Annotated in this window: 14 protein-coding genes; 10 read left to right on the top strand and 4 right to left on the bottom strand. The window is 31.1% G+C overall.

All coding sequences use genetic code 11. From position 1 onward, the window contains the following. Positions 1 to 60: 60 nt before the first annotated feature. On the top strand, positions 61 to 2610 hold the full coding sequence (locus B2S02_RS03765; RefSeq protein WP_346920314.1) for a calcium-translocating P-type ATPase, PMCA-type: 2550 nt from the start codon (positions 61 to 63) through the stop codon (positions 2608 to 2610). A 178-nt stretch (positions 2611 to 2788) separates the two neighbouring features. Here B2S02_RS03765 and B2S02_RS03760 read toward each other — a convergent pair whose 3' ends face one another. The 3 genes from B2S02_RS03760 to B2S02_RS03750 form a co-directional block, all read right to left on the bottom strand. Beyond that, a complete protein-coding gene (locus B2S02_RS03760) occupies positions 2789 to 3481 on the bottom strand; it encodes an LrgB family protein (protein WP_346847911.1) in 693 nt (230 codons plus the stop codon). After that, a complete protein-coding gene (locus tag B2S02_RS03755) occupies positions 3478 to 3837 on the bottom strand; it encodes a CidA/LrgA family protein (protein ID WP_346847912.1) in 360 nt (119 codons plus the stop codon). Before B2S02_RS03755 ends, B2S02_RS03760 begins: the two co-directional genes overlap by 4 nt. Positions 3838 to 3987: 150 nt before the next feature. Then, positions 3988 to 4419 (bottom strand): hypothetical protein, encoded by a 432-nt coding sequence (locus tag B2S02_RS03750; protein WP_035129279.1) that lies wholly within the window; start codon positions 4417 to 4419, stop codon positions 3988 to 3990. Between the two features lie 242 nt (positions 4420 to 4661). On the opposite strand from B2S02_RS03750, the gene B2S02_RS03745 reads away from it, so the two are divergent. Then, positions 4662 to 6953 (top strand): AAA family ATPase, encoded by a 2292-nt coding sequence (locus B2S02_RS03745; protein ID WP_346847913.1) that lies wholly within the window; start codon positions 4662 to 4664, stop codon positions 6951 to 6953. A 517-nt stretch (positions 6954 to 7470) separates the two neighbouring features. Further along, positions 7471 to 9465, top strand: coding sequence for a methyl-accepting chemotaxis protein (locus tag B2S02_RS03740; RefSeq protein WP_346920313.1), 1995 nt, complete (start codon positions 7471 to 7473; stop codon positions 9463 to 9465). 77 nt (positions 9466 to 9542) lie between these two features. Here the strand turns inward: B2S02_RS03740 and ychF are convergent, their stop codons facing one another. Continuing rightward, on the bottom strand, positions 9543 to 10640 hold the full coding sequence (gene ychF / locus B2S02_RS03735; RefSeq protein ID WP_346877391.1) for a redox-regulated ATPase YchF: 1098 nt from the start codon (positions 10638 to 10640) through the stop codon (positions 9543 to 9545). Positions 10641 to 10995: 355 nt separating this feature from the next. On the opposite strand from ychF, the gene rsmH reads away from it, so the two are divergent. The 7 genes from rsmH to spoVE all read left to right on the top strand — a co-directional run bounded on the left by rsmH (position 10996) and on the right by spoVE (position 19711). Continuing rightward, entirely contained in the window at positions 10996 to 11928 is a 933-nt protein-coding gene (gene rsmH / locus B2S02_RS03730) for a 16S rRNA (cytosine(1402)-N(4))-methyltransferase RsmH (protein ID WP_346877392.1), read from the top strand. Positions 11929 to 11955: 27 nt separating this feature from the next. Then, positions 11956 to 12453: a septum formation initiator family protein gene (locus B2S02_RS03725; protein WP_346877393.1), complete on the top strand. Its 498-nt coding sequence runs from the start codon at positions 11956 to 11958 to the stop codon at positions 12451 to 12453. Between the two features lie 18 nt (positions 12454 to 12471). After that, a complete protein-coding gene (locus B2S02_RS03720; RefSeq protein ID WP_346877394.1) occupies positions 12472 to 14667 on the top strand; it encodes a stage V sporulation protein D in 2196 nt (731 codons plus the stop codon). Between the two features lie 119 nt (positions 14668 to 14786). Further along, positions 14787 to 16235 (top strand): UDP-N-acetylmuramoyl-L-alanyl-D-glutamate--2,6-diaminopimelate ligase, encoded by a 1449-nt coding sequence (locus B2S02_RS03715; protein WP_346877395.1) that lies wholly within the window; start codon positions 14787 to 14789, stop codon positions 16233 to 16235. Then, positions 16236 to 17609 carry a UDP-N-acetylmuramoyl-tripeptide--D-alanyl-D-alanine ligase gene (locus tag B2S02_RS03710; RefSeq protein WP_346877396.1) on the top strand — a complete coding sequence of 458 codons (1374 nt, stop codon included), beginning with the start codon at positions 16236 to 16238 and terminating at the stop codon, positions 17607 to 17609. 13 nt (positions 17610 to 17622) lie between these two features. Continuing rightward, entirely contained in the window at positions 17623 to 18579 is a 957-nt protein-coding gene (gene mraY / locus B2S02_RS03705; protein ID WP_035129292.1) for a phospho-N-acetylmuramoyl-pentapeptide-transferase, read from the top strand. Between the two features lie 22 nt (positions 18580 to 18601). Next, entirely contained in the window at positions 18602 to 19711 is a 1110-nt protein-coding gene (gene spoVE, locus B2S02_RS03700) for a stage V sporulation protein E (protein WP_035129299.1), read from the top strand. Positions 19712 to 19782: the final 71 nt, after the last annotated feature.

Below are 19782 nucleotides of genomic sequence, written 5' to 3'. Positions count from 1 at the left end.
TATATTTTAATGATAGATTATTTCTAACTATAAATAAAAAAATTGTAAGGGGGAAAAAATGTGAGTGCTAAAGAATATAGAGGGCTATCTACCAATGAAATAGAAGATAGGCTGAAAGAATACGGACTAAATGAGTTACAGAGTAAGAAAAAAGTGTCACCTATAAAAATATTCTTGTCACAATTTAATGATTTGATTATTTGGATACTAATGGTGGCAACCGTTATATCGGGTTTTATGGGGGATAAAGCAGACGCTATAACTATTCTAATAATTATAGTAATGAATGGAATTTTAGGTTTTGTACAAGAATATAAAACTGAAAAATCCTTAGAACAGTTAAAAAAATTATCATCACCTACTGCTAAGGTAATAAGGGATGGAAAAATTGAAGTTATTAATTCCATATATTTAGTACCAGGAGATTTGGTTATATTAGAAAGTGGGGATAGGATACCTGCTGATAGTATTTTAGTTGAAGGAAATAATCTTATGATGGATGAATCTCTTCTAACTGGTGAATCCGTAGGAGTGCACAAGAATCCAGAGGACAGTGATAATAATATATATATGGGAACTATCGTATTGACAGGTAGGGGAAAAGCAAAGGTATATGGAACTGGAATGAATACAGAAATGGGGAGAATAGCTCATATGCTTCACTCTATAGAAGATGAACCATCCCCACTAAAGGAAAGATTAAATTTCCTTGGAAAAGTACTTGTAGTTCTTTGCTTAACTATATGTGCAGTAGTAACCTTTTTAGGTATTTATAGAGGTGAAAATGTCTATGACATGTTTTTATCTGGGGTTAGTTTAGCCGTTGCTGCTATTCCAGAAGGGTTATCAGCTATAGTAACTGTTGCCCTTGCTTTAGGGGTATCAAGAATGCTTAAGAGAAATGCCCTAGTAAGAAAGTTACCAGCAGTGGAAACCCTAGGATGTACCTCTGTAATATGTAGTGATAAAACAGGAACTTTAACAGAAAATAGAATGACGGTAACAGCACTTCTTCATAATGGAAAAATTCATGATATTGATGAAGATAAAAGTTTTGACCATGATATTTTAAAAAAGATATTTGTATATTGTAATGATTGTAACTATAATTATTCTTCTAATTCCATGGAAAAGGCTTTAATGGGAGACCCAACAGAGACTGCTTTAATAAAAGGCTTCTTTAAAAAGGTTTCTGAAATAGAAAGATTTAATAGTAAAGTAGAGAGGATTTTTGATATCCCCTTTGATTCTACAAGAAAAATGATGACAGTAATTGTGAAGGACGTAACTACTAAGAAGGATGTATGTTATGTTAAAGGAGCTCCAGAGCGAGTACTTGATAGATGTTCACATATATTAGTAAATGGAAGGGTAGAGCCATTAACTATACCTTATAGAAGAAGTGTAGAAAAGCTTATTGATGATATGTCCTTTAGAGCGCTTAGATGCATTGCAGGTGCATATAAAGATAATAACTTAATTAAGGGAGACAAGGTGGAAAATGGTTTAATTTTTGTAGGGGTGGCTGGAATTATAGACCCACCAAGAAAAGAAGTAAAGGATGCAGTTTTAAAGTGCAGAGTTGCAGGAATAAGACCGGTTATGATTACAGGTGACCACAAAAATACAGCCTTTGCCATAGGGAAAGATCTAAATATATGTAATGAAAGCAAGGAAGTAATTACAGGAGCTGAACTTGATAGAATAAATGATAAAGAACTTGAAAAATCCATAGACGATTATAGAATATTTGCAAGGGTTAGCCCTAAACATAAATTAAGAATAGTAAAAGCTTTTAAAAGTAGAGGTAATATTGTAGCTATGACTGGGGATGGAGTTAATGATGCCCCTGCTATTAAAGAAGCTGACATTGGAATAGCTATGGGAATTTCAGGAACAGATGTAACTAAGGAAGCGGCATCTATGATATTGTTAGATGACAACTTTGCTACTATTGTAACTGCAGTAGAAGAAGGTAGAGTTATATATGATAATATTAGAAAATTTATAAGATATCTATTATCCTGTAACTTAGGTGAAGTATTGACTATGTTCTTAGCTTCATTGTTTTATTTAGAAGTACCACTGCTTCCAATTCAAATTTTATTTGTAAATTTAGTTACTGATGGACTTCCAGCTATAGCTCTTGGAGTAGACCCACCAAATAAAAATATAATGTATGAAAAGCCAAGAAAAAAAGGCGAAAGTGTTTTTGCAAGGGGATTAAAAGAAAAGATATTAATTAGAGGTGCATTAATTGGTGTTTGTACAGTTCTTGCATTCTTAGCGGGTAAGTATTATGGATATGGATTAGGAGTATGTAGAACTTTAGCCCTTGGAACTTTAATTTGCTCACAGTTAATTCACGTATTTGAATGTAGAAGTGAAAAGTATTCTCTCTTTGAAATCAATCCATTTACCAATATGTATTTATTGGGTTCTGTTATTATTTCAGTGACAGCACTTTTATTAGTAATATATGTTCCTATGTTACAAGGTATATTCCATACCATGTCTATAGGTATTGGACAGTGGGCAATCATTGTATTTTTCTCAGGAATAATATCCTTTATTAATAGCATTGCTACTTTTGTAGGAAACAGAACTTAAGAATATTTTAAGTGAAAAATAGCCATGGTACTTTCTGATATTCTCATCCTTATAATAGACAATTTTATTATTTAAACTGTCTACCATAAGGGAAGCATATCACTGTAGATGCCTTGGCTATTTATATGCTTATAGCTTGTACAAATATATTGCTGTAATTTTAAGCAGAGCCCAACAATTACAAAAGATTAGCAAATATGGAGGCACCAATTACTGTGAATAAACCTGCCACTGCTATTGCAAGACCACTCATAGCACCTTCTATTTCTCCAATTTCCATTGCCTTTGAAGTTCCTATGGCATGGGAAGAGGTTCCTATGGCAATTCCTTTAGCAATTGGTTCATGGATATGAAATACCTTACAAATAACTTCAGCAAGGATATTACCAATAATACCAGTTACAATAATGACAGCTACTGTAATTGTAACAATTCCATTTAGCTCTTCTGAAATTCCCATTCCTATAGCTGTGGTAATGGACTTTGGAAGCAAGGTTACATACTGTTCATGGGTAAACTGAAAAAGCAAGGCGAATAAAAATACACTTATAAGACTGGCTGCTACTCCTGAAAAAATTCCTATTATAATAGCTTTAAAATTGTTTTTTAATAAATCCAGTTGCTCATATAGAGGGATTGCTAGACATACTGTAGCAGGAGTTAGTAAATAGCTTAAATATTTTGCTCCATTATTGTAACTTTCAAAATCTACTTTAAAAATAACTAAAGCTGCCATTACAAAAAGAATTGAAATAAGTAAGGGATTAAAGATCCCATTATTAAATTTCTTTTTTAAAAACAACCCTATTTCATAGCCTAGAATACTGACCACTACTCCGAAAAATGCTGAATTACATAATAAATCCTTCAATTTCTATTCATCCTCTCTAGCTTAATCATAAACTGGGTAACCTTACCTGTCACTATCATTACAATAACTGTGGTTAAAATAGTTATTATAATAACAGGAATCCAAATATTCTTTAGTACATCCCAAGAAACTAATAAACCAACTGCTGCTGGTATAAACATAAGAGGCATAATTTCTATTAAAAAAGTTCCAGTTTCCTTCACTTGTTCAAGGGAAATTATTTTTGTTTTTAAAATTATAAGCATGAGAATTAAACCATATATACTAGCAGGAATAGGTAATGGAATAATATATTTTAATATTTCTCCAATAAAAGTTACTGCCAAAATAATTCCAAATTGACGAAAATACTTCATATAAACATCCCTTTCTAAATTGGTACTACCAATTTAGAATTGTACATCTTTTTTATAGGTATGTCAAAAAACACAGGATACAAATAGTATCCTGTGCTAACTAAAAAGTTAAGTTTTCCAATTGCGCCCCAGCCAAGGGAGCTTCATTACTTATTTAAATCTTCTATCTTGTCTTACTCTCTGTATCTTCTTTTGACCACCTTCAACAGGAACTAAGTCTCTCTTATTAGTAAGGTTCATAACGTTCATTATGCTTATGTAGTCCTTAACTTTCTTTTTCTTCTTTTTCTTTTTAGAATAATCAGGTTTTAAACCTTGGATTAATAAAGAATGGCCTTGAGATACAGGAATGAATTCTGGCTTTTTAAACCATCTCTTTTTCTTATAAACACAAGTTGCTATAGTTCTAGCACTGTCTTGTTTCACTACAATAGTAACAATAATAGTATTTAAAATTCCAAGAAAAGATTTCTCCTCTGTTTTAACAGATAAAGCCCTTCCTTGAACTTGTGTTATTCTATCACCATATCTATTTATAAAAGCATTAGAATAACTTTGTGATAATTTGTCTTTGAATCCCATATGAATAACTCCTTTACATGAAGAATAAATAACTACGTATAATATCTGACTGTATTCAAGTGTATAATATTACACAATATCATTATTATATAATAATTAAGTTGTTATAACAAGTTTATGTTTAATTTTTAAAAATATATCATGAATTTTTTAAAATTATAATATGAATTTTTATGTTTTTGTTCCAAAAGTCCTTTTATAAGAATATTAATATACTAAATGATTTTATTTGGGAGGACAGTATGAAAAGAGTTTTAAAACCCAGTGAAGTTTTGTACGATTTTGAAATTGTTGAAGATAGAGAAATAGAAGGCGAATTTATATTGCCACAATATAAGGATGCATATAATAAAATAAAAACCTCACTTCTTTTAAATGGGGAAGGATATAATATTTACTTAGTTGATGAATTTTGCAAGGATAGAGTAAAACATATTATTAGCTATGTAAAACATATATTGACGGATGGAAAGCCACCAAAGGATATATGTTATGTTATAAAAGGAAATGTAAAGGAACCTGTTCCTTTGTTTGTTAACAATGGATATGGAAATAAGCTTAAAAAGGTAGTAGACAAAATTCAAGAATTTTATGCAGAAAGTATATTTAAATTTTATAATGGTATAGATAATAAAGAAAAAGAGCACCTTATTAGTACTATTAAAGATAGGCGTAGCAAAATAGTTGGAGATTTAATTAAACTTTCTAAAGAATATGGTTTTGATATAAAAACTAGTGGGGATGGATTTACATTTATACCCCTAGTTGATGGAAAAGAAATGACAGAGGATGAATTCGATAATCTTAAGGAAGAAGAAAAATTTGAAATATTAAATAAAGTGGATGAGTTAAAGATAAATGCTAATGACATATTAGAAAAGTTAAGAAATATGAAAAATGATGAAATAAATAGAATTAGAGAGATAATGGATAACTTTTTTAAAGAAGAAATGGAAGAGTTAAATGTAATAATAGAAGAAGAATTTAATGATGATAGTGAGGCTAAGGCTTATATTCATTACTTAATTACTGAGATTAAGGGTGAACTTGAGGAAAACTATTCTATAAGCTACGAGGATGATGAAGAAGCTATAAGAGACATTATATATAAATATGATGTAAATGTAATTGTTGATAATTCAGATATTGAATATCCACCAGTAATCTTTGAAGAAGATCCTAGTGTATCTAACCTTTTTGGATCTATAGATTATGAAAATCATAATAATATATATGTATCTACTGTAAAATCCATAAGAGCAGGTAGTTATTTAAGAGCTAATGGGGGATGCCTAATTCTTAGAGCCAGTAGTCTACTTAGTAATTCTCAGTCTTATTATTATTTGAAAAGAGCTATAATATCAGAAAAAGTAGACTTGGATTACAACAGAGGATATATAGAACTATTTACTTTAAGTAGTTTAAAACCAGTACCTATGCCAATTAATACTAAAGTAATAATAATTGGGGATTATGATATTTATGACGCATTGTATAACTATGATAAAGAATTCAGAACAATATTTAAGACGAGGGCTGATTATAGAGGAGTATTGAAGGCTGAGAATAAGGTTAAAACTGTATTAATAAAAGAAATAAATAGATTGTCTAAGGAAAATAATATTAAACCTATAACATCTAGTGGCATAAGAGAAATTGCAAAATTTTTATCTAGAAAGGCAGAAAATAAAAATAAGATACATTTTGACCATGATGAATTATCAAACCTTATAATACAAGCTAATTATAAAGCAGCAGAAGAGGCAAGGGAGTTTATTGATGGAGATAATATAGAGAACATTGCTTATAGGAAAGAACCTATAGAAAGAGAATATCTAGAGTTATATGATGAAAAAAGATTGTTAATAGATGTTTCGGGAAGCAAGGTGGGGCAAATTAACGGGCTTTCTGTCATTGATACGGGATATACAAGTTTTGGTAAACCTGTTAAAATAACCTGTACCTGTTTTAAGGGAGAAGGAAAAATCATTGATGCTCAAAGGGAATCCAACCTAAGTGGTAAAATTCATACTAAGGGAATTAATATTTTAAAAGGATATATTAATAATATCAATGGAGGATATAAAACTCTACCAGTAGATTTCAATCTTAGCTTTGAGCAGTTATATGGAGTTATAGATGGTGATAGTGCATCAGTAGCTGAAGCATTAGCTATAATATCTGCTCTTTGCAAGATTCCTATCAAACAAAATATTTCAATTACTGGATCCATAAATCAATTTGGTCAAGTACAGCCTATAGGTGGTGTAAATGAAAAAATTGAAGGATTCTTCGAAGTGTGTAAAATCATGGATGATACGGAAGGAAAGGGAGTTGTTATTCCTCTATCTAATAAAGATGATTTAGTACTTTCAAGAGAAGTTGAGAGAGCAATTTTTGAAGGTGAATTTAAAATATATACTATAGAAACTGTGGAAGATGCCATGGAGTTAATATTTGATGCTGAAGAAATTACTATGGATAATATAATGGAGTTAATAAGTAAGCAGTGTATAGAATATGAGAAGAAATGATGGTAAAGGAATGGTGCAAATTCCTTGAAACCCCCATGAATAGAACAAATAGTTAACTATATTCATATATAACTATTTATATATGTAAAAATTAATATAGGTATATAGGTATATAGTGAAATAGTAATATAGGTATATTGTTATATAACTAGCTAGTTTTATGGGAATGTATTAGCATATCATATATTTTCAATATTGAGGGAATAAATATACAATAAGTGTAAAGTGGAGAGTATTATGCAACTTTTAAGGTGATGAGTTGTAATAATACCCTCCATTTATATTTAATTAAGTTATTTAAAATAGAGCGATTGCCTTTGGAAGAGAAGTTTAATTATATAGGTTTTGCTCTTCGAAACATCCATTTTAGTTTTATAACTTCAATCAACTACATACCTAATTAATAATTGTATATTAGTATAATTATTCTATATAAAGAATTTTATGAATGTTTCGAAAATTAAAATATAAAGTTTGAAAAACTTTATATTAATAAATTTTGAATGGGGATGGGTATATGAAAAAGAATTTAAACAGCTTAAAGAGTAAACTTATAATTTCGTTGCTAGGAGTATCTATTATCCCTTTAATTTTTATAGCCTTATTGGTTTATAATGAATGTTATAGTTTACTTAAGGATAACTTAAAGTACTCCACTGGTCAAACACTGGTAGAGGTGAATAGAGGGATAGAAAATTATTTTAATACAGTAGCGAATCAAATAAATTCACTAACACTTAACAGTAAGTTTATTGAGTTGGACAATAGTAGTGAAAGCATTAAAGATATAATAAGTCATATGAATAATGTAGAAGTATCAGATTCTAATATTAGTACAGTGTTTTATGGAACAGAGAATGGTGATTTTTATACTTCCCACAAAATTAATCTTCCAGATGGATATAATCATAAGGAGAAGGAATGGTATACTTTAGCTACAGCAAATAAGGACTCCTATATAATTACATCTCCATATACTAGTGCTGAAGATCAAAAAACTACGGTTACACTGGCTAGGACAGTGGTAAAGGATGGACAGGTTGTTGGAGTTGTTGGATTAGATTTATCTTTAGATGTTTTTAGTTCAAGTATATCTAACATAAAAATAGGTGATGAAGGGGTTGTAGTTGTATGTAGTAGTAATGGGGATATTATATCTCATACAGATGAAGGCTTAATAGGTAAAAATTTAATAGAGGTAGATGAGGAACTTAAATCTGTAGTAGATGATAATTCAGGTTTTATAGAATTAAGTAATAATGGAAAAAGAAATTTTGTAGTTTATAATTTGAATTCCTTAGAAAACATAAAATTAGTGGCATTTATACCGGAAATAGAATTATTAAAAGATACTAATGCAGTTAGAAGCTTTTTAATAATAGGGATAATTGTAATAGGAATAGTTGCAATAATTATAAGCGTAATTTTAGGAGAAGGCATCGCTAAAAATATGAAAAAGGTTAAGAACGTAATATCTAAAGCTGCCAAAGGAGATTTTACAGGTAAAGTAGAAATTAAGTCCAAAGATGACTTTAAAGAATTAGGAGATTACTTTAACAATATGATGGAATCAATTGCACTGTTAATGAAAAATGTGGACAAGTCATCTCAGGTGGTATTAAAAACTGCAGCTGATTTAGCTATAATGTCTAATGAAACTACTACTGCCCTTTCACAAACGCATATAGCCATGGATGAAATAGCTTCAGGTGCATCTAATCAAGCTGAAAGTACTATTCAATGTGCAAGCCATATGGAGGATTTAGCCCAAGGAATTGATAATATAGAAAACTCCTCTACAGAAATTGATAGTATATCTAAAGATACAAAGAATTATAGTATTGAAGGAAGCAAAATAGTTTCAGAGCTAATAAACAGTTCAACGAAAATAAAAGATACTTTTGAAGTTGTTGGAAATATAGTGAAAGAAGTAAATGAAAGTATGGATCAAATAAATCTTATATCTAAAACAATTTCTGATATAACAGAACAAACTAATTTATTATCTTTGAATGCATCTATAGAGGCAGCTAGATCTGGCGAGGCAGGTAAGGGATTTGCTGTAGTAGCTAATGAAATAAGAAGATTAGCAGATCAATCAAAGAGTTCAACTGATAGAATAAATGTTATGATTAAAGCGATAGAAGAAAAATCTATGTTAGCTGTATCTGCTATAAATAACTCTCAACAAGTGGTAGATGAAGAAGGAAAAATGGTAAGTGAAACCTCACAAATTTTTGAAAACATATCTGGAAGTGTACTTGAGTTATCAAGTAAGATAAGTGAAATTAAAAAATCTATTGAGAATATTCAATATGAAAAAATTAATGTAGTAAAAGAAATAGAAAATGTTACATCAATTTCAGAAAGCACTGCTTCAGCCACAGAAGAAATATCAGCTTCTACAGAAGAAATTACTGCTAATATGGATGAAATTTCAAGATATACTCAAAATTTAAATGAATTATCTGAAACTTTAAAATTTGAGATTTCAAAGTTTATAATTGAATAATACATTATATAAAAAATGTATGAGTTAATTTCACTCATACATTTTCAAATTATATAAAGAATTTAATTTTAGAATAATTATACATTAAATCTAAAGTTTACTACATCTCCATCTTGCATTATATATTCTTTTCCTTCAAGTCTGTAGAAGCCTTTTTCTTTAGCTGCAGCTTCAGAACCACATTCAACTAACTTATCAAAGGAAATTACCTCAGCACGGATAAATCCACGTTCAATGTCGGTATGAATTTTACCGGCAGCAGCAGGTGCCTTTGTACCTATTTTAATTGTCCAAGCTCTTACCTCTTGAACACCAGCAGTTAAGTAGCTCATTAGTCCAAGAAGTTTATAACTTGCATGGATTAGTTTATCAAGACCTGATTCTTCAAGACCATACTCTGAAAGTAAGTCTTTCTTTTCTTCATCATCTAATGTAGATAATTCTTCTTCTAATTTAGCACATACTATGATAATTTCAGATTTCTCCTTAGCAGCATAGGCTTCTACTTCTTTTACCATTTCGTTTTCTCCGCCACACTCCATTAAGTCTTCTTCACTTACATTGCATGCATATAATACAGGTTTAGAAGTTATTAAGAAAAGAGATTTAACAAATTCATCTTCTTCATCTGTAAACTCTAAAGTTCTAACTGGCATATTGTCTTCTAAATGTTTTTTAATTTTTTCCATAATTGCATATTCAACCTTTGCAGTCTTATCCCCTGAGCGTACTAGTTTTATAGACTTTTCCATTCTTCTTTCTAGGACTTCTAAATCAGAAAAAATTAATTCTAAATTAATAGTTTCAATATCTCTTATAGGTGATACAGATCCTTCTACATGAACAACATTATCATCTTTAAAACATCTAACAGTATGAACAATTGAAGCTACTTCTCTTATATGAGATAAAAACTTGTTTCCAAGTCCTTCACCTTTACTTGCTCCTTTAACTAATCCTGCTATGTCATAGAATTCTATGGCAGTATGCACTTGTTTTTTAGAATTATATAATTTTTGTAATACATCAAGACGGTTGTCAGGTACACTAACAACTCCTACATTTGGCTCTATAGTACAAAAGGGATAGTTAGCAGACTCTGCTCCTGCTTTTGTAATGGCATTAAATAATGTACTTTTTCCTACGTTAGGTAAACCTACTATTCCTAATTTCATATAATACTCGTCCTTTCTATGTAAACCATGTGGCTTATTACTTAAAAATTTCATTCTTTTAAATTATACTCTACAGAAAAGGGAATTTCAATAATTCTACAAGTTATATAGAGTAATAGAGAAAAAACCGTAGAAAAATAAGGAACTATATTATATAAATGTAATATATTTGAAATTAGTTGGAGATTCTTTATATATATCTATAAATTTGTTTAAAAAAAGTTTTTCATTTAGGGAATATTTAAAAGGAATTTATGTAAACTTATAGAATTATTTATGGTACAATGAAAAGTGTATAAATGGATTCTATAGTTTATATTTTATAAACCATAGACGAAACAAAGGAGAATATATAATGGAATTTAAACACTTTTCAGTAATGTTAGAAGAATGCATAGAAATGTTAGATATTAAAGAAGATGGTATATATGTTGATTGTACTTTAGGTGGAGCAGGTCATTCAAAGGAAATTTTAAAGAAACTTTCACCAAAGGGAAGATTAATAGGAATAGACCAAGATTTAGATGCTCTTAAGGCTGCAAAGGAAAAGCTAAAGGATTTTAATAACATTACCTATGTACACAATAATTTTTATAATATTAAGGACATATTGGAGTCTTTAGGAATAGAAAAAGTTGATGGTATACTCATGGATTTAGGAGTTTCATCTTATCAGTTGGATCAAGGTGAAAGAGGCTTTAGTTATATGAAGGAAGCGGCCTTAGATATGAGAATGAATAGGGAAGAAGCTTTTTCAGCCTATAATGTAGTGAATGAATATAGTGAGGATGAACTCTTTAGAATTCTTAGAGATTTTGGGGAGGAGAAGTTTTCAAGAAGAATTGCGAGCAGGATAGTAGAAAAAAGAAAAGTAAAACCTGTTGAAACTACCCTTGAACTTGTAAAAATTATAGATGAATGCATACCTGCCAAGTTTAAAAGGGAGGGTGGACACCCTGCTAAAAGAACATTTCAAGGTATTAGAATAGAAGTAAACAGCGAATTGAGTATTTTAGATAGAGCCATAGGAGATGGCATAGAAGCTTTAAATAAGGATGGAGTTATGGCAATAATTACATTCCATTCTTTAGAAGATAGAATTGTAAAAAATAAGTTTAGAGATTTAGTGGATCCATGTAAATGTCCTAAGGATCTTCCTATGTGTGTTTGTGGGAAAAAGCCAATAATTAAATTGATTAACAAAAAGCCTATAGAAGCCACTAAGGAAGAACTTGCTAATAATTCAAGAAGTAAAAGCGCCAAGTTAAGGGGATGTAAAAAGATTTAGTTCTAAAAACTAGATGGGGGTAGTAAAATGGTAGTAGAAAATAGAAAAAATACGGTAAGTGGGAATACAGCTTTAGCTTCTCAGGTAAATCCGTTACCTAGAGAAAGGGTAAAAACTCCTACTAAACAAGGCCCTAGTAAAGAAGAATTAAGAAAAGTTAGAAAGCAAAAGATAGCAAAATTTTTAAAGCTTAATGGAAGTATAGTAGCAGTAGGACTAGTTGGGGCTATTATTGTATCTAGATACAGTGCTATATATAATAATCAAAAGGAAATAATAGTTCTTCAAGAGCAGATACAAACGCTAACAGAAGAGAGTGAAGATTTGAGAATAAAACTACTTAAGTTTAACAATTTTTCCTACATAGAAGAAGTTGCCACTAAAGAATTAAAAATGATTGAACCAAAGAGTACTAATGCAATCTATTGTGATATTGATGCAATTAAAGAGATAGCTACAAGTAGCACTAATGAAGAAAAAGGGGTTAGTTTATTAAATAAAATTAAAAACTTATTATTTAATTAGTTAGTGAGGTAATTGTAGGTGGCAAAGAAATATTTTGTTGATAAGGTGTTAATGAAAAAGAGAATGATGTTAGCTATGCTATTAGCCTTCTTAGTTTTCCTAGGATTAAGTATAAGATTAGGTTATGTTATGTTTGTTGAAGAATCAACCTATAAGTCTTTGGCGAAACAGCAATGGACCAGTGATGTTAGGATAAATGCTAAAAGAGGTAAGATATTAGATAGAAATGGTAATGAGCTAGCAATAAGTGCTAATGTTTATAGAGCGGACTTAGATTTGAACACTTTAAGAAAAGATATAGAAAATAATGGAATGACCATGGAACAAGTTGCAACAACTCTAAGTGGAATAATTGGAGAAGAACAGGCTGACGTGTTACACATATTAACTAATCCTCTTCCCAATGGAAAACCTAGAGGCTCTGCAATATTAAAGAGAAGAATAGAAAAGGATGCAACAGATGCCATAAGAGAGTTTTGTAAAAATAATAACATAAATGGTATAGTAATATCACCTGATACGAAAAGGTATTATCCAAATGGTAATTTTGCTGCCCATATATTAGGTCATACTAATTCAGATGGAGAAGGACTCACAGGGTTAGAACTGTATTATAATAAGTATCTATCTGGAGTTCCAGGAATTAAAGTTGCTGAAATTGACCAAAAGAGTGAGGGATTACCATATACAATCTCAGAATTTACAGAACCTATTGATGGAAGAAACGTAGTTACTACCATTGATGAAAATATACAAAACTTTGCAGAAAAGTTAGCTGAAGAGGCCTTGGCAGATAATGAGGCTAAAGCAGTATCAATTATGGTTATGGATCCTAATACAGGAGAAATATTGGCTTTAGCAAATAAGCCAGATTATGATCCTAATAATCCGTGGGTTGGGGGAACATCAGATGATGACATTCAGCAGATGTGGAGAAATAGATTAGTCAGTGATGCCTATGAACCTGGTTCTATTTTTAAGGTAGTTACAGCCACGGCGGCCATAGAAAAAGGGATTCTTACAGAGGGAGAGGCTTTTAATTGTGGAGGCTCCCTTAATATTGGGGGAAGAAATATTCACTGTTGGAAGACTTCAGGTCATGGTCCTCAAACCTTTGAAGAAATATTAAAAAATTCTTGTAATGTTGGATTTATGGTTTTAGGAGAAAGATTAGGTGCTGCAAATCTTAACGAATATATTGAAAAGTTTGGGTTAGGACATAAAACCGGAATTGATTTACCTGGTGAATCAGCTGGTATAGTTAAAGCCACAAAAGATATATCTGTAACAGACTTAGCTACTATATCCTTTGGACAAAGCAATACAACTACAGGAGTTCAATTTATGAGAGCTTTCAATGCAATTGCCAATGGTGGATATTTGATAACACCTCATTTAATGAAGGAAATAAATCATTATGATGATAAAAAAGAGCTAGTAGTTGATGAAACCTATAAGATAGAAAAGCAACAACGTTTTACTCCAGAGGCTATGACTGAAATGAGATCTCATTTAGAACAAGTAGTTGGTGCAGGTGGAGGATCAAAGGCTAAAATTGATGGATATAGAATTGCTGGTAAAACTGGTACAGCACAAAAGGTAGACACTGTTAATGGTGGATATGCAAATGGTAAGTATCTATCATCCTTTGCAGGGATGGCTCCTGCTGATAATCCAAAGTATACAGTATTTGTATCTATTGATGAACCAAATCCATCTTGGTACTATGCGGGACAAATTGCTGCCCCAGTTGGACAAAAGTTATTTAATGATTTGTTTAATTATACAGAAATGAAGCCTAATGGAAGCTATATGGAAGTTGATGAAAGTTTAAAAGCAGATGTAATTGTTCCTGAGGTTAGGGGACTATCAGTTGCAGATGCTAAAAAAGTAATAACTGATGCAGGGTTAACTATTAGAGTAGAAGGTAGTGGAGGCACTATAACAGATATAAATCCAAAACCAGGGTTTACTCTTAAGGAAGGTAAAGAGATAATCCTATATGCAGGAGGCAGTAATGGAAGCGCAGATACAGTTATAATTCCTGATTTAAAGGGATTTACAAAGGAAAGTATCATAAAGCTTTTCAATGATTTAGGATTAAAGAGTGAATTTATAGGTGAAGGTCTAGTGGTAGAACAAAGTGTTGCAGGAAACCAAGAAATTAAAAAAGGAACCACGGTAACCTTCCATCTTGGCACCTTAGTAGATTAGATTATCCGGTAGTTACAGGTTGACTTGTGCTACCGGATTTTATATGCTATAAGGTATAAAAATTAAATTTTGGACAATGTTTTAATTAGAAAGAAAAGTATTTTAAGGATGTGAGCAAGATGAAAATAGAAGAGATATTAAAGGGATCAACCTATACAGTGTTAAGTGGAGATGAGAGTATAGAAATTAATGATCCTCAATATGATAGTAGAAAGATAAAATGTGAAGATATGTTTTTTGCAATAGGAGGATTTAATGTAGATGGACACAATTTTATATCAAAGGCTATAGAAAATGGTGCTAAAGCTGTAGTGGTTGAAAAAGATGTGACTCTTGTTGAAGGAATAACGTTTATAAAAGTTGAAAATGGTAGAAGGGCATTAGCTATAGCAGCTTCAAACTTTTATGATAATCCAAGCAAAAAGATGAAAATAATAGGTATAACTGGTACCAATGGCAAGACTACTTCTGCCTTTATGTTAAAGGGAATATTAGAGGCAAAGGGGTATAAAGTTGGGCTAATAGGTACCATAGCTAACTATATAGGGGATAAGGAGATTCATACAGAAAAAACTACTCCAGAATCTTTGGAATTGCAAAAGCTTTTTAAGGATATGGTAGACAGTGATATAGATTATTGTGTTATGGAAGTTTCATCTCACTCTTTAGACTTAGATAGAGTTTATGGGATTGAATTTTCACAAGGGATATTTACAAATCTAACTCAAGACCATTTAGATTTCCATAAAACCTTTGAAAACTACTTCAATGCAAAAAGCAAGTTGTTTAAAATTTGTAAACATTCTGTGGTAAATGTAGATGATAGTTATGGAATTAAGCTTCTTGAAAAAATAAATTCAAGGGTAACAACTTATTCTATTGAAAAAGAAAGTGATTTAAGGGGAACAGACATTAATTTAGAATCTACGGGAATTATATTTAATTTAAAAGGAAATGAAAAAACATATAAAGTTCAGTTGCCTATACCAGGTAGATATAATGTTTACAATGCACTAGGTTGTATTGGAGCTGCCTTAGATGAAGGTATAGATATGGATACTATTGTTGAAGGACTTTCTAAGGTTACTGTGCCTGGAAGATGTGAGAACTTAACTTTAGGGATGAACTTAGGTTTTCAAGTAATTAGAGATTATTCTCATACTCCAGATAGCTTAAAAAATATCTTAGAAAATCTTAGAGAACTTACTAAAGGAAAGTTGATTTGTATCTTTGGGTGTGGTGGTGATAGAGATAGAACCAAAAGACCTATCATGGGTGAAATAGGAACAGAACTCAGTGATATAGCCATAATAACCTCTGATAATCCAAGAAGCGAAGATCCTTATATGATATTAGAAGATATTAAGGCTGGGGTTGAGAAATCTAACTATAAACTTATTGAAAATAGAAGAGAAGCCATAAAAACAGCCTTACTCCTCGGGGAAAAAGATGATATTATAGTAATTGCAGGAAAAGGACATGAAACTTACCAAATCCTTAAAAATGAAACTATTCATTTTGATGAAAAGGAAGTTGTATTAGAATTGATAGAGGAGTTGGAGCTTTAGATGGAAACTATAAGGTTAAAGGAAATAGCTGAGGCTATATCCGGAGAAATATTAATTAGTGGAGCTACAGAAGAGTTTTCTAATGTAACCATAGATAGTAGAAATGTCTCTTTGGGAGATATTTTTATAGCAATCAAGGGAGAAAACTTTGATGGTCATAAATTTGTAAAGGGGGCTATAGATAGTGGAGCTAAACTTTGTATAGTACATGAAAAAGAACAATATGAAGATTTAGATGAAAAAGATTTATCTATAATTTTAGTTAAGGATACTAAGAGGGCCCTTCTTGATTTAGCATCCTACTATATTAGTACTTTAGATATAAATGTGGTAGGAATTACTGGTTCTACTGGTAAGACATCCACAAAGGATTTAATGGCAGCAGCTCTTAGCAAAAAATATAGGGTGTTTAAAACCCAAGGGAATTTTAATAATGATATTGGACTTCCTTTGATGATATTTAAATTAGATAAAACTTACCAGGTTGCAATTTTAGAGATGGGTATGAGTGATTTGGGAGAAATTGATACCTTGGCAAAAGTAGCAAAACCATCTATAGGGGTCATAACTAACATAGGTACATCTCACCTAGAAAACTTAAAGACTAGAGAAAATATTTTAAAAGCTAAACTAGAAATAGCAAATAATTTTACAGAAGAAAATGTGTTAATTATAAATGGAGATAATGATATGCTTCACAATTATTACACAGATAAATATAAAATTGTAAAAATTGGTATAGATAGTGATTATAATTTTAAAGGTTGTAGAATAATTATAAATAAGGACAGTATAGAGTTTGGTGTTAAGGAAAATGGTGAGGATGTAAATGCTACTATAAAAGTACCAGTACCAGGAAAACATAATGTGCTTAATTCATTATTGGCAATAGCTGTAGCTAGAGAGCTTAAGGTTACCTATGAAGAAATCCAAGGAGGAATAGAAAATTTACAGGCTACATCTATGAGATTGGATGTTTTAAATTTAGATAACTATACTATAATAAATGATGCTTATAATGCAAGTCCAGATTCTATGGAGGCTGCTCTAGAGGTCTTAAAACAATATAATGGAAGAAAAATTGCTGTACTTGGAACCATGAAGGAACTAGGTGAGGATTCTGCTAGAGCTCATGAGCAGGTAGGAGCTTATGCAAAGGCAAGGGGCATAGATTTATTATTTACCCTAGGAGAGTTTAATGAGAACTTTAAAAAGGGCTATGGCAGTGAAAATTTTATGGATTTTAATTCCATGGAGGAGCTAATAGCAGAATTAAAGAAAACTATTAAAAGTGATGATATTTTATTAATAAAGGCATCTAGATCTATGAAATTTGAAAATATAATTAAAGAATTACAAAAGAAAAATATATAGGGAGGGATGGAATATGAATAAGTTAATATATTCTATTTTAGTAGCATTTATAATATCTTTTGCAATAGCACCATTTATAATACCAGGATTACACAAGTTGAAATTTGGCCAAAACATTAGAGAAGATGGACCACAAAGTCATTTAAAAAAACAGGGAACTCCAACGATGGGAGGAATAATATTTATTATTTCTACTTGTATTACTATGATATTAATGGTTAGAAATCCTCATGATGAAGCAATGCTTGCTCTTTATGCCCTTATCGCCTTTGGAGCTATAGGATTTTTAGATGATGGTCTAAAGATAATCAAGAAGAAGAATGAAGGCTTAAAAAGTTATCAAAAAATGTTGCTTTTGGTAATAGTATCTATAGTCTTTGGATATTATGCTAAGGATAAAATAGGAACGGATATTATGATACCTTTCCTAGGTACAGTAACTTGGGATTTAAAAGTGCTATTTATACCTTTTATAGTAGTATACTTTGCAGCAGTAACTAATGCGGTTAATCTTACAGATGGATTAGATGGGCTTTGTAGTTCTATTACCCTTTTAATTATGACTTTCTTTGCTCTTGTAAGTTTTGGCATGGCATATTATACTTTAGCAATTTTCTGTGGAATTCTAGCTGGAGCTATTCTTGGATTCTTAAAGTACAACTCGTATCCAGCACAAATTTTCATGGGAGATGGTGGTTCATTAGCTCTTGGAGGAGCTGTTGCAGCTATTGCTATGATATTAAAGCTAGAGCTTATAGTAATAATTGTAGGTGGAGTTTATTTATTAGAAACTCTTTCAGTAATTATTCAGGTTGCTTCCTTTAAACTTACTGGAAAGAGAGTATTTAAGATGGCACCTCTACATCATCACTTTGAATTAAAGGGATGGCATGAAAGTAAGATAGTAGCAGTATTTTCCATCATAACAGTTATACTATGTTTAATAGGATTCCTTGCACTAACTTATTAAAATGGCGTAGGAGGAATTTAATATGAAAAAACCCAAAATGAAATTGGGAGATGTGGACTTTCTACTTTTTGCTGTAATTATTATGTTAGTTACAGTGGGAGTTGTCATGGTATATAGTGCTAGTTCATATTTTTCAGCCTTTAAATATGATGATGCAGAATTCTTTTTATGGAAACAGCTTCAGTGGGCTGGACTTGGACTTATTGGAATGATGATCACATTGAATATCGATTACCATAAGTATAAAAAGTATACAAGAATTTTAATAATCTTTACATTTATAGCCCTTTGCTTAGTGTTTTTATTTCCACCAGTAAAGGGAGCTCAGCGGTGGATTAGACTTGGACCTCTATCCTTTCAACCATCGGAGATTGCAAAGTACGTGGTAGTGCTTTTTGTAGCAAAATATATATCAAGCAATCCCCAAAATATAAAAAAGTTTTGGAAGGGCGTAGTGCCTAACCTTTTATTTGCAGGTTTTATAGCAGGAATGATTCTTCTTGAAAAGAATCTTAGTATTGCCACAGTCACCATGGTGGTTAGTCTTATAATGTTATTTGTAGCTGGAACTAAAGTTATTCATATGGGAGGACTAATAGGAACTGTAGGAGTTTTAGGTGCTGTTTTTATTTTAACAGAGGAATATAGACTTAGAAGACTTTTAAGTTTTACTAATCCTTGGAGTGATTCTCAAGGAGATGGATATCAATTGGTACAATCTCTCTTAGCATTAGGTTCTGGAGGACTTATTGGTGTTGGAATAGGTCAATCAAGACAAAAGTGTTTTTATATTCCTGAACCTCATAATGATTTTATATTGTCAGTTATAGGTGAAGAACTAGGTTTTATAGGCTGTGCCTTTATAATTATATTGTTTATACTGTTTCTATGGAGGGGAGTTATTGCAGCATCTAAGGCAAAGGATATGTACGGTTCCCTATTAGCTACAGGAATAACTTCTGTAGTAGTTATTCAAAGCTTAATCAATATTGCTGTTGTTACAGGCTCTATGCCAGTAACAGGGGTTCCTCTACCATTCATAAGCTATGGAGGGTCTTCCTTAGTAATTAATATGCTATTTATGGGAATACTTCTTAATATAACTCGGCAGAACAATAAAAAAACTTCATAGAAATAATAGGACTGAAGAATAGAAAGCATCTTCAGTCCTATTATTTTGGCTCTGTTGTTGATTAAAGTGAT

Source organism: Clostridium sp. UBA7339 (assembly GCF_002470865.1).
Classification (GTDB): Bacteria; Bacillota; Clostridia; order Clostridiales; family Clostridiaceae; genus Clostridium_J; species Clostridium_J sulfidigenes.
Note: the sequence above shows the minus strand (reverse complement) of the source record. Positions and strands in the feature narration are given on the sequence as shown.

Bases quoted from the DNA above. Each gene is read 5' to 3' on its own strand.
- B2S02_RS03755 (WP_346847912.1), bottom strand. From the start codon at position 3,837: ATGAAGTATTTTCGTCAATTTGGAATTATTTTGGCAGTAACTTTTATT.
- B2S02_RS03745 (WP_346847913.1), top strand. From the start codon at position 4,662: ATGAAAAGAGTTTTAAAACCCAGTGAAGTTTTGTACGATTTTGAAATT.
- B2S02_RS03715 (WP_346877395.1), top strand. From the start codon at position 14,787: ATGAAAATAGAAGAGATATTAAAGGGATCAACCTATACAGTGTTAAGT.
- B2S02_RS03725 (WP_346877393.1), top strand. From the start codon at position 11,956: ATGGTAGTAGAAAATAGAAAAAATACGGTAAGTGGGAATACAGCTTTA.
- mraY (WP_035129292.1), top strand. From the start codon at position 17,623: ATGAATAAGTTAATATATTCTATTTTAGTAGCATTTATAATATCTTTT.
- B2S02_RS03710 (WP_346877396.1), top strand. From the start codon at position 16,236: ATGGAAACTATAAGGTTAAAGGAAATAGCTGAGGCTATATCCGGAGAA.
- B2S02_RS03740 (WP_346920313.1), top strand. From the start codon at position 7,471: ATGAAAAAGAATTTAAACAGCTTAAAGAGTAAACTTATAATTTCGTTG.
- B2S02_RS03750 (WP_035129279.1), bottom strand. From the start codon at position 4,419: ATGGGATTCAAAGACAAATTATCACAAAGTTATTCTAATGCTTTTATA.
- spoVE (WP_035129299.1), top strand. From the start codon at position 18,602: ATGAAAAAACCCAAAATGAAATTGGGAGATGTGGACTTTCTACTTTTT.
- ychF (WP_346877391.1), bottom strand. From the start codon at position 10,640: ATGAAATTAGGAATAGTAGGTTTACCTAACGTAGGAAAAAGTACATTA.
- rsmH (WP_346877392.1), top strand. From the start codon at position 10,996: ATGGAATTTAAACACTTTTCAGTAATGTTAGAAGAATGCATAGAAATG.